A 10868-nucleotide genomic window follows, 5' to 3' on the forward strand; every position below is an offset into this window, starting at 1 on the left:
GGTTCGACCCGACCCAACCCGGTTCGACCCAGCCCGACCCGGGCCGACCGGGCACGCACGACCCGGCACGCTATCAGCGGACGGGCGCTGATCACGGGCGGGCAGGGACCGGGGCCACCGCCACCGCCGTACGACTGCGGACAGAGCGGTACCCCGCGTCCCGAGAGGGACACGGGGTACCGAGAGCCGCGGCCGGTCCAGAGGCTGATCCGGCCCGAGGCTGATCCGGCCCGAGGCCGGTCGACAGCCTCCGGCCCGACTAGTTGTTGATGATCGTGATCCGGTTGGCCGCGGGCGGCGCGATCGGGTTCGTGGCCGAGGAGTTGGCCAGCAGGTACTGCTCCAGGGCCGCCAGGTCGTCCGCGCCGACCAGGTCGTTCGTGCCCTGGCCCAGCGTCGGGAAGCCGTCGCCGCCGCCCGCGAGGAAGCTGTTGGTCGCGACGCGGTACGTGGCCGTCGGGTTGATGGCCGCACCGTTGAGCTTGACGGTGTCGGTGACGACGCGGTCCGCGCCGGACTTCGTCAGGTCGAGCGTGTACGTCAGACCGGACGACGGCAGCAGCACCTTCGGCACGGCGGTGTTCGTCCCGCTCACCTGCTCCTTGAGGATCGAGATGAGCTGCGCGCCCGTGAAGTTCTGCAGGTTGACCGTGTTGGAGAACGGCTGGACGGTGAAGCCCTCGGCGTAGGTGACGACGCCGTCGCCCTCGGTGCCCTTGGCCGCGTAGGTGAGCGGCGCGCGCACACCGCCCGGGTTCATCAGCGCGAGGTCGACCTCGGGGTCGAGCGTCTTGCCGTACCAGTACTGCGCGTCGGCGATCAGGTCACCCATGGGGGACTCGGTGCCGGCGTTGGGCACGTCGGCGGAGATGTGGCCGATGGCGCGGTTGCCGATGGGCGCGGCGAGGGTGTTCCACCGGCTGATGAGGGCCGTCATGTCGGCGGCCTTCTCGACGTCACGGGTGACGACGTGGTTCGCGGAGTCCACGGCCGTACGCGCGATGTCGCCGGTCCGGCGGTCGTACGTCAGCGTCGTGTCGGTGTAGAGGCGGCCGAAGGACGCGGCCGAGGTGACCATGCGCGGCTTGCCCGCCGGGTCGTTGATCGTGCAGGCGTACGCGGCGTGCGTGTGACCGGTGACGACGGCGTCGACCTTCGGCGTGAGGTTCTTGGCGATGTCGACGATCGGACCGGAGATGCCGTCACCGGCGCCGGGCGAGTCGCAGTCGTAGTTGTACGACTGGGAGGCGGGGAGACCACCCTCGTGGATCAGCGCGACGACCGACTTGACGCCCTGGCGCTCCAGCTCCTTGGCGTACTTGTTGATCGTCTTGACCTCGTCCTTGAACGTGAGGCCCTTGACGCCCTCGGCGGAGACGACGCCAGGGGTGTCCTCCAGCGTCACACCGATGAAGCCGACCTTGACGCCGTTCTTCTTCCACACCCAGTAGGGCTTCAGGAGCGGCTTCTTGGTCTTGTTGTCGATGACGTTGGCGGCGAGGTAGGGGAAGTCGGCACCCTTGAACTTCTTGCCCTTGACGTAGCAGCCGTCGGTCGGGTGGCAGCCGCCCTTCTGCAGGCGGGCCAGCTCCTTCGCACCCTCGTCGAACTCGTGGTTGCCGACGCTGGTGACGTCGAGGTCGAGCCCGTTGAGCGCCTCGATGGTGGGCTCGTCGTGGAACAGGCCCGAGATCAGCGGGGAGGCACCGACCATGTCGCCGGCGGCGGCCGTGATCGTGTAGTCGTCGGCCCGGCGGGCCTCGCGCAGGTGCGTGGCCAGGTACTCGACACCACCGGCGTTGATCGTCTCGGTGTGGCCGTCCTCGTGGACGTGCGTGACCCGGCCCGAGGAACCGGCCGGCGGCTCCAGGTTGCCGTGCAGGTCGTTGAACGACAGCAGCTGCACGTCCTGGTAGCGGCTCGGCTTCTCCTTGCCGGACTTCGACGGCTTCGCCTCACCGGCGCTCGCCGGGATCGCGGCGGCCAGCGCACCGACGGTCGCCAGCCCGGCCGCGGCGGCGAGGATCCGGTTCCGGCGGTTTCTACGGCGCTGCGCTTGGGGTGTGGCTGACATGTGCCCCCCTGGTTCGTATGGAAGTAAGAAAAACGTGAGACAGGCCCCGTCGGCCCGAAGCCTAGGGTCAACGCGCGTAGCGCGGGAGTGGGTTCTTGGTTACGACATGGTTGCCATCAAGGCGAACTGGGAACGAAACAGGGCCAATAGGGGCGCGAGGCCGCGACATCAGCGGCTCCGCCGCGGGCGCGATCAGCCACATTCAAGCCGCACCCGCACGACCACGGAACCAACCGAGTCCATAGGCGCTCCCTCACCGCACCCCCCGGTTAACCTCGAACCCATGACCAGCGACGACACCGCCCGGCCGAGCGCAGCGGCCGGCGCAGCCGCCCGCAGTATCGAAACCCGCCTGGAACTCACCCCCGACCAGAGGGCCACCGTCCTCGCCCTCCTCGACGAGGCCGCCCAGGTCGACGGCCAACAGGCGGTGTCCGAACAGGGCCGCCTCCAGCTCCGCGGCGGCCCCCGCGAAGGCGTGGCCCACCTCCTGCTCACCGTCGGCGACACCCTGGTCGGCTACGCCCAGCTGGAGGACAACGACCCGGTCGAGGCCCCGGCCGCCGAACTGGTCGTCCACCCGTCCCACCGGGGCCACGGCCACGGCCGCGCCCTCGGCTCCGCCCTGCTCGCCGAGTCCGGCAAGCGGCTGCGGGTCTGGGCGCACGGCGGCCACTCCGCCGCGCGTCACCTCGCCCAGGTCCTCGGTCTCACCCTGTTCCGCGAACTCCGCCAGATGCGCCGCTCCCTGACCGATTTCGACCCGCCCGAGCCGGTGCTCCCCGACGGCGTCACCGTCCGCGCCTTCGTCCCCGGCGCGGACGACGCGGCCTGGCTCGCCGCGAACGCGGAGGCCTTCGCGCACCACCCCGAACAGGGCTCCCTCACCCAGCGCGACCTCGACGACCGCAAGGCCGAGCCCTGGTTCGACCCGGCGGGGTTCTTCCTGGCCTTCAGGGGAGAGGAACTGGTCGGCTTCCACTGGACGAAGGCGCACGCCGCCGAACAGCTCGGCGAGGTCTACGTCGTCGGCGTACGCCCCGGCGCCCAGGGCGGCGGCCTCGGCAAGGCCCTCACCACGATCGGCCTGCGCCACCTCGCCGCCCAGGGCCTGCCCACCGCGATGCTCTACGTCGACGCGGACAACAAGGCGGCGGTCACCGTCTACGAGCGCCTCGGCTTCGTGACCTACGAGACGGATCTGATGTACCGCAGCGAAACCTGACACAGCCGCGCGTACGCGGAGTTTTCCACAGGCAGGGGGCGGTGTTGTTGACACCGCCCCCTCTCTTGCACCACCCTTTCACTACTCAATTAGTGAAAGGGTGGTTGTTCGAGTGGTCGAGTACCGCATCGACCGGCGCAGCGGTGTCGCCACCTACGTCCAGATCGTCCAGCAGACCAAACAGGCCCTGCGGATGGGGCTGCTGGAACCGGGCGACAAGCTCCCCACGGCCCGCGAGGTCGTGGAGGCCACCGCGATCAACCCGAACACGGTGCTGAAGGCCTACCGCGAGCTGGAGCGCGAAGGCCTGGTCGAGGCCCGCCGCGGCCTCGGCACGTTCGTACGGAGGTCACTGGGCACCACGCCCGTCGACTCCCCGCTGCGGGCCGAGTTGGACGGCTGGGCCGTCCGGGCCCGGGAGAGCGGACTCGAACGGGACGACGTGGAGGCCCTCTTCACCTCCGTCCTGGACGAACACTTCACAGCAGACAAGCGAGATCGGGGGGACCAGGCATGACGGGGACCGCGTTGGAAGCGGCCGCGCTCGGCAAGAAGTTCGGGTGGCGGTCGGGGGGCTGGGCGTTGCGCGAGTGCACACTGCGGCTGCCCACGGGGCGGGTGTGCGCGCTCGTCGGGCCGAACGGCGCCGGCAAGTCGACGCTCCTGGCCCACGCGGCCGGTCTGCTCGCCCCCACCGAGGGCACGATCAGCGTGCTGGGCACGACCCCGGCGGCGGCCCGCGAGCGCATCGCCTACGTCGCCCAGGACAAGCCCCTGTATCCCCAGCTGACCGTGGCCGAGACCCTGCGGCTGGGCCGCGAGCTCAACCCCCGGCGCTGGGACCCGGCCGTCGCGGAGCGTGTGGTGGACGAGGGCGACCTGAAACGGAACGCGAAGATCCGTTCCCTCTCCGGCGGTCAGCGCACCCGGGTCGCGCTCGCCCTCGCCCTCGGCAAGCGACCCGAACTGCTGCTCCTGGACGAGCCGATGGCCGACCTCGACCCCCTCGCCCGGCACCAGCTGATGGGCATGCTGCTCGCGGACTCCGCCGAGCACGGCACCACGGTTGTCATGTCCTCGCACGTGGTGGCCGAACTGGAGGGCTCCTGCGACCACTTGGTCCTGCTGGGCGCAGGGCGTGTCCGGCTCGCGGGCCCGCTGGACGAGATCCTCGCCGCGCACACCCTGGTCACCGGCCCGGCAGGCGACCTCGCCCCGCACACCGTGGTCGAGTCCCGGACGACGGGGCGTCAGCTCACCGCGCTGATCCGTCCGCGAGGCCCCGTCGGCACCGGCTGGCAGGCCGCCGAGCCGACCCTGGAGGAGCTGGTCCTCGCCCATCTGCGGGCGCCGGAGGCCCCGGCGCTCACGATCGACGACGACGGCGACGGCGACGCCGCAGGCACCGGGGAAGGCGGCCACGACGTCGACCTCGCCGACACGACCGAGGCACGAGGGACCGCCGTATGAACCGCCTGGACAACCCGACCGCCACGCCCGCGCAGGCCGGCGCGGCCCTGGCCGCCCGCTCCGCGGACCTGGCCCCCGCCCCCGCCGTGTCCCCGGCCCGCGGCCTGGTCCGGGCGGTGCTCCGGGTGCACCAGTCGGCCCTGTGGTTCTGGGGGCTGCTGGTGGGCCTCGTCGCCGCCGGACTGCTGTGGGCCGCCGGACCGGGCTACGACGCGGTCTGGACGGCGTACGTGAAGAGCGGCTGCGCGGAGGCCGAGTACTGCACGATCGGCGACGCCTACACCCGCTACGACCTGGCCGTCTCCCTCGGCTCCACGGCCCTCGTCATCGCCCCGGTCCTGATCGGCGCCTGGGCGGGCGCCTCCCTGATCGCCCGCGAACTGGAGAGCGGGACGGCGCGGCTGGCCTGGACACAGTCCGTCAGCCCGGCCCGCTGGCTCGCCGCCAAACTCGCGGTCCCGGCCGCCGTGATCGTCTCCGGGACGGTCCTGCTGACCCTGCTGAACCGTCTGGTGTGGTGGCGCGAGGAGCGGCTGCGGCACGCGCTGGGGACCCGGGACTGGTTCGCGTTCAGCACCTTCCTGGGCAACGGCACCCTCGCCACCGCCCTCGCCCTGTTCGCCCTCGCGCTCGGCGTCGTCGCGGGCCTGCTGCTCCGCCGCTCCCTGCCCGCGCTCGCCGTCGCTCTCGTGGGCATGGCCGTCGTCATGGGCACCCTGCGGACCATGCGCCACCACCTGTGGCCGGTGGAGACCCTCGTCTCCCAGTCCGCCGATCGCGGCTGGACGGGCGAACTGGTCGACCGCGGACTCGTCACCACCTCGGGCGAGCGCATCTCGGACGCGGCCTGCGAGGAGATCACCTGCGGCCGCACCGACGTCGCCACCCACTACGCCGACTTCCACCCCTCCTCCCACTTCTGGCCCCTCCATCTCGTCCAGACCGCCCTCCTCCTCACCCTCACCGCCACCCTGGTCTGGGCCGCCTTCCGCGTGCTGCGGCACCGTGCGGGGCGGGCCGTATGACCATGACGACCACCACACCACCGGCCCCGGCCCCCGTCACCGGCGAAGGCCGACGCACGAGGCGGGGGCCCCGGGGCCTGACCTGGCTGACCCTGCGCCTGCACCGCTGGGCGGCGGTGTGCTGGGGGCTCCTGGTCCTCGGCGCGGCGGGGGCGCTGCTCTGGGCGGCGGGTCCGGGCGTGGACGCCGCCTGGGCCGACTACCACACGGAGAAGTGCTGGGACAACGGCATGACGAGCGTGGACTGCGACTTCGAGGCCCCCGCGATGGACCCGTACAGGACAGCGGTCACCATCGGTTCCTCGCTCCTCGCCCTCATGCCCCTGCTCGCCGCCCTCTGGGCCGGAGCCGCGCTGATCGGCCGTGAACTGGAGAACGGCACGGCCCAGCTGGCCTGGACCCAGTCCCTCACCCCGGCCCGCTGGCTCGCCGCCAAGCTCACCATCCCGGCCGCCGTGCTCACCGCTGGCGCCGCCCTCCTCGTCCTCCTCCACCGGACGATGTGGTCGGCGCACCTCGCGCGCGGCGGCGGACCCTGGTACTGGCCGGAGTACACCGACGAGTTCTTCGCGGGCAACGGCCCTCTCGCCGTCGGACGCGTCCTCCTCGGCCTCGCCGTCGGCGTCCTGGTCGGTCTGCTCACCCGACGCTCCCTGCCCGCACTGGGCTACGCGTTTTTCGCCATGGCCGGTCTGCTGTATGCCATCGAAGAGCTGCGGCCCCACCTGTGGCCGCCCATCACCGTGACGGCGGCCGTGGAGAAGGGGCACGCCGCCTTCGTCGGCCTCCCAGTCGAGGAGGGAGCGTTCACCGCCGACGGGACCCGCATCCCGAACCCCTGCGAGACCCCCGCGGGTTGTGACGGCGTCCCCGACCTGGCCGGCTACTACAGCGACTACCACCCCTCGTCCCACTTCTGGCCCCTCCACCTCGTCGAGACGGCCATCGTCCTCGCCCTCACCGCCGTCCTGATGTGGGCCGCCTTCCGTGTGCTGCGGCGACGGGCCGGCGGTGACATGGCGCCGCACAAGGGAGGATCGTCGTGACGATCACGAGCAGAACCACGGCCGCACCCGGCGGCCCCGCGCCGTCCGCGGCCCGCCGTGGTCGCCTGCGGGGCCTCGTCTGGACCGTGCTGCGTCCCCATCGGTCGGCGCTGCTGGTGTGGGGTGCGTATGTGCTGGTCATGGCGGGGTGGATGCTCTGGCTGCGGATCGTCACGCTGGACCGGATCCGAGCGGACTTCGTCTCGTGCCGGAAGAACGGCGGGTGCATCGACCTCGAGTCCGTGATGACGTACGACACGAGCATGAGCATGATCGGCACGCTCGTCTCGTACCTCTGCTACGGCGTGGCCGCCTGGGCCGGGGCCTCACTGACCGGCCGCGAACTGGAGCAGGGCACCGCCCGTCTGGCCTGGACCCAGTCGGTCACCCCGACCCGATGGCTTGCGGTCAGACTGACGGTGCCCGCCACAGTGCTCGTCCTCGGCACCACCGTCCTGGTCCTGGTCTACCGCTCCGCCTGGGGAACGGACCGAAGCATCATGGGCGACGAGTGGCACTACCCCGACCCGATGGTGAACCGCGGCCCGCTGCTCGTGGCGTACGCCCTGTGCGCGCTGGCGGTGGGCGCCCTCGCGGGCCTCGCCCTGAAGCGGGCCCTGCCGGCACTCGCCGTGGCGCTCGGCTTCATGGTCTGGTTCCACCCGTACCTCGACCGCCGCACCGACGACCTGTGGCCCACCAGCCAGAGCTTCGAGACCGCCCCGCCCTCCCGGTTCTGGCCTCTGCACCTCATGGCCACCGGCGTCGTGCTCACCGTCACCGCCCTGGCCACGACCGCCGCCTTCTGGCTGGTGCGCCGCCGCGCCCGCTGACAGCTCACCCGCTGACGCCGCACCCACTGACGGCTCACACGGTGGCGACGCTCCCGGCCCGGACCGCGACCCGGGCCTCTGAACCAGGCACGCCCCTCCTACGGGGGGAGGGGCGTGCCGACGGCGTACGGCCGGTGAACGGCGCGTGATCACGAGAAGGCGTACGCCGGACTGCCCCACACGTCACCGCAGAACCGGCGGTCCTCCCCGCGCTATCCCGCACGTAAGGTCTCCGTAACCGGCGATTCAGACAACCTTGCGAAGCTTCCGCAATGAACCCCGTCGTGCCCGAGCCTCCGCCTCCCCCACGCAGCGGCCCAAGCAGCGGGAACAGCCCGGGGGACGCCCCCAGCACGCCCGCGACCGTCGCCCCGCACCACACCGCCGACGTCGTGGATGTCGTGGATGTCGTGGCGCGCATCGACGCCGACATCGCCGAGAACGCCGCCGCGAACGCCTCCTCGCGCGTCCCCCCACTCCCACCGGCCCTGTCCGACGCGCCTGTGATGCTCGCGGCGCGGAACAATGGTTCCATGAGCCAGTCCAACGCCCAGGCAGCCCAGGTCCAGCACGCGCAGCCGTCCGTCGGCTCCATAACCGGCCACCGCCCCCACACGGTGTCGGCCGTGGTGTCCGACCTGGAACCCGACATCGACGCCGACCTCGACGCGTACGACGAGGACGAACAGGGCGGCGAACGGCTGCCCCAGGGCCGCTTCCTCGACCGGGAGCGCAGCTGGCTCGCGTTCAACGAGCGTGTCCTGGAACTGGCCGAGGACCCCAACACGCCCCTGCTCGAACGAGCGAACTTCCTGGCCATCTTCGCCAGCAACCTCGACGAGTTCTTCATGGTCCGGGTGGCCGGCCTGAAGCGCCGCATCGCCACGGGCGTCGCCACCAGGTCCGCCTCCGGCCTGCAGCCCCGCGAGGTGCTGGAGATGATCTGGGCCCGCTCCCGCGAGCTGATGGCCCGGCACGCCGCCTGCTTCCACGAGGACGTCGCCCCGGCGCTGGCCGAGGAGGGCGTGCACCTGGTGCGCTGGAGCGAACTGGCGGAGAAGGAGCAGGCCCGCCTCTTCACGCTCTTCCGCCACCAGATCTTCCCGGTGCTGACCCCGCTGGCCGTCGACCCGGCGCACCCCTTCCCGTACATCTCGGGCCTCTCCCTGAACCTGGCCGTCCGCGTGCAGAACCCGGTGACGGGCACCTCGCACTTCGCCCGGGTCAAGGTGCCGCCGCTGCTCTCCCGCTTCCTGGAGGCCTCCCCGGGCCGGTACGTCCCGCTGGAGGACGTGATCGGCGCCCACCTGGAGGAGCTGTTCCCGGGCATGGAGGTGCTGGAGCACCACGCCTTCCGGGTCACCCGCAACGAGGACCTGGAGGTCGAGGAGGACGACGCCGAGAATCTCCTCCAGGCCCTGGAGAAGGAGCTCATGCGGCGCCGCTTCGGGCCGCCGGTGCGCCTGGAGGTCGAGGAGAGCATCAACCAGGAGGTCCTGGACCTGCTGGTGCGCGAGCTGAAGATCAAGGAGTCCGAGGTCTACCCGCTGACCGGGCCCCTGGACCTCACCGGCCTCTTCCGTATCGCCTCCCTGGACCGGCCGGAGCTGAAGTACCGCAAGTTCGTCGCCGGCGTCCACCGCGACCTCGCCGAGGTCGAGTCGGCGTCCGCGCCCGACATCTTCGCCGCCCTGCGCAACCGCGACGTGCTGCTGCACCACCCGTACGACTCGTTCTCGACGTCGGTGCAGGCGTTCCTGGAGCAGGCGGCCGAGGACCCGGACGTCCTCGCGATCAAGCAGACCCTGTACCGGACGTCCGGCGACTCCCCCATAGTCAACGCGCTCATCGACGCGGCCGAGGCCGGCAAGCAGGTCCTCGTCCTGGTCGAGATCAAGGCCCGCTTCGACGAGCACGCCAACATCAAGTGGGCACGCAAGCTGGAGGAGGCCGGCTGCCACGTCGTCTACGGCCTGGTCGGTCTCAAGACCCACTGCAAGCTGTCCCTGGTGGTCCGTCAGGAGGGCGACACGCTCCGGCGCTACAGCCACGTCGGCACGGGCAACTACCACCCGAAGACCGCACGGCTGTACGAGGACCTGGGCGTGCTGACGTCCGACGCCCAGGTCGGCGCGGACCTCTCCGACCTCTTCAACCGGCTCTCCGGCTACTCGCGCCGCGAGACCTACCGCCGTCTCCTCGTCGCGCCCAAGTCCCTGCGCGACGGGCTGATCGCCCGCGTGAACAAGGAGGTCCAGCACCATCGTGCCGGGCGTCCCGCGCACGTCCGCATCAAGGTCAACTCGATCGTGGACGAGGCGCTCATCGACGCCCTGTACCGGGCCTCGCAGGCGGGTGTGCCGGTCGACGTGTGGGTGCGCGGCATCTGCGCCATACGGCCAGGTGTCCCGGGCCTGTCGGAGAACATCCGGGTCCGCTCCGTCCTCGGCCGCTTCCTCGAACACTCCCGCATCTTCGGCTTCGGCAACGGCGGCGAGCCGGAGGTGTGGTTCGGCAGCGCCGACATGATGCACCGCAACCTCGATCGCCGGATCGAGGCCCTGATCCGGATCACCGACCCGGCCCACCGGGCGGCGCTCAACCGCCTGCTGGAGACCGGTATGTCCGACACGACCTCCTCCTGGCACCTCGGTCCCGACGGCGAGTGGACCCGGCACTCGACCGACGCGGACGGACAGCCCCTGCGCAACGTCCAGGAGATGCTCATTGACGCCCGGAGGCGCCGGCGTGGCACAGCGACACCTTGACCCCACGAACACCACGGCCGCACCCGCGGACGCCGTCGCCGGCTATCTGCGGGAGCGGGCCACGGAGTTCCTCCGCGCGCTGCGCACCCACCGGGAGACCGGTGGGGGCGCGGCGTGCGGAGCCGAGGAGTCCACCGACGCGGCGCTCGCCCTGCGCCGTTCGGCCCGCCGCATCAGCGGCACGCTGCACACCTTCCGGCCCCTGCTGGACGCCGAGTGGTCGGAGTCCCTCCGCCCCGAACTGGCCTGGCTCTCCGGCACCTTGGGCCGCGAACACGCTTACGCGGCCCGCCTGGACCGCCTGGTCAACGCCCTGAACCGCCTGTCGGGCGCGCCCCCTTTCCCGGCCCAGGGAAATCCGACCCACCCCGCCGCCGGCGGTCGAGCCGCCGGCGGCGGGGTGGGTCGGATTTCCCTGGGCCGGGAA

The 10868-nt window shown here is 71.6% G+C and carries 9 protein-coding genes; 8 read left to right on the top strand and 1 reads right to left on the bottom strand.

Features of this window, described 5'->3' with window-relative positions:
• Positions 1-259: 259 nt before the first annotated feature.
• Complete coding sequence (locus tag P1P70_RS32165; RefSeq protein WP_319244070.1) at positions 260-2074, bottom strand: bifunctional metallophosphatase/5'-nucleotidase; 1815 nt, start codon at positions 2072-2074, stop codon at positions 260-262.
• A gap of 283 nt (positions 2075-2357) precedes the next feature.
• Here P1P70_RS32165 and mshD point away from each other — a divergent pair, with 283 nt between their 5' ends.
• From mshD to P1P70_RS32205, 8 genes are all read left to right on the top strand, one after another.
• Entirely contained in the window at positions 2358-3299 is a 942-nt protein-coding gene (mshD, locus tag P1P70_RS32170) for a mycothiol synthase (RefSeq protein WP_319244072.1), read from the top strand.
• 112 nt (positions 3300-3411) lie between these two features.
• Positions 3412-3816 (top strand): GntR family transcriptional regulator, encoded by a 405-nt coding sequence (locus tag P1P70_RS32175; RefSeq protein ID WP_319244074.1) that lies wholly within the window; start codon positions 3412-3414, stop codon positions 3814-3816.
• The gene (locus tag P1P70_RS32180; protein ID WP_319244076.1) at positions 3813-4769 is read left to right on the top strand and encodes an ABC transporter ATP-binding protein; all 957 of its coding nucleotides are present in this window, start codon (positions 3813-3815) and stop codon (positions 4767-4769) included. The genes P1P70_RS32175 and P1P70_RS32180 overlap by 4 nt, the downstream gene beginning before the upstream one ends.
• Complete coding sequence (locus tag P1P70_RS32185) at positions 4766-5794, top strand: ABC transporter permease subunit (protein ID WP_319244078.1); 1029 nt, start codon at positions 4766-4768, stop codon at positions 5792-5794. Before P1P70_RS32180 ends, P1P70_RS32185 begins: the two co-directional genes overlap by 4 nt.
• Positions 5791-6840 (top strand): ABC transporter permease, encoded by a 1050-nt coding sequence (locus tag P1P70_RS32190; RefSeq protein ID WP_319244080.1) that lies wholly within the window; start codon positions 5791-5793, stop codon positions 6838-6840. Before P1P70_RS32185 ends, P1P70_RS32190 begins: the two co-directional genes overlap by 4 nt.
• A complete protein-coding gene (locus P1P70_RS32195) occupies positions 6837-7673 on the top strand; it encodes an ABC transporter permease (protein ID WP_319244082.1) in 837 nt (278 codons plus the stop codon). The genes P1P70_RS32190 and P1P70_RS32195 overlap by 4 nt, the downstream gene beginning before the upstream one ends.
• 533 nt (positions 7674-8206) lie before the next feature.
• On the top strand, positions 8207-10441 hold the full coding sequence (locus P1P70_RS32200; protein WP_319244086.1) for an RNA degradosome polyphosphate kinase: 2235 nt from the start codon (positions 8207-8209) through the stop codon (positions 10439-10441).
• A partial coding sequence (locus P1P70_RS32205; protein ID WP_319244084.1) for a CHAD domain-containing protein occupies positions 10422-10868 on the top strand: 447 nt, incomplete at its 3' end. The genes P1P70_RS32200 and P1P70_RS32205, both read left to right, overlap by 20 nt.

This window comes from Streptomyces sp. MB09-02B (assembly GCF_033794485.1).
Taxonomy (GTDB): domain Bacteria; phylum Actinomycetota; class Actinomycetes; order Streptomycetales; family Streptomycetaceae; genus Streptomyces.

Excerpts from the sequence above, each read along its gene's own strand:
- P1P70_RS32200 (WP_319244086.1), top strand. The coding sequence starts at position 8,207 with ATGAGCCAGTCCAACGCCCAGGCAGCCCAGGTCCAGCACGCGCAGCCG.
- P1P70_RS32185 (WP_319244078.1), top strand. The coding sequence starts at position 4,766 with ATGAACCGCCTGGACAACCCGACCGCCACGCCCGCGCAGGCCGGCGCG.
- P1P70_RS32165 (WP_319244070.1), bottom strand. The coding sequence starts at position 2,074 with ATGTCAGCCACACCCCAAGCGCAGCGCCGTAGAAACCGCCGGAACCGG.
- mshD (WP_319244072.1), top strand. The coding sequence starts at position 2,358 with ATGACCAGCGACGACACCGCCCGGCCGAGCGCAGCGGCCGGCGCAGCC.
- P1P70_RS32180 (WP_319244076.1), top strand. The coding sequence starts at position 3,813 with ATGACGGGGACCGCGTTGGAAGCGGCCGCGCTCGGCAAGAAGTTCGGG.
- P1P70_RS32190 (WP_319244080.1), top strand. The coding sequence starts at position 5,791 with ATGACCATGACGACCACCACACCACCGGCCCCGGCCCCCGTCACCGGC.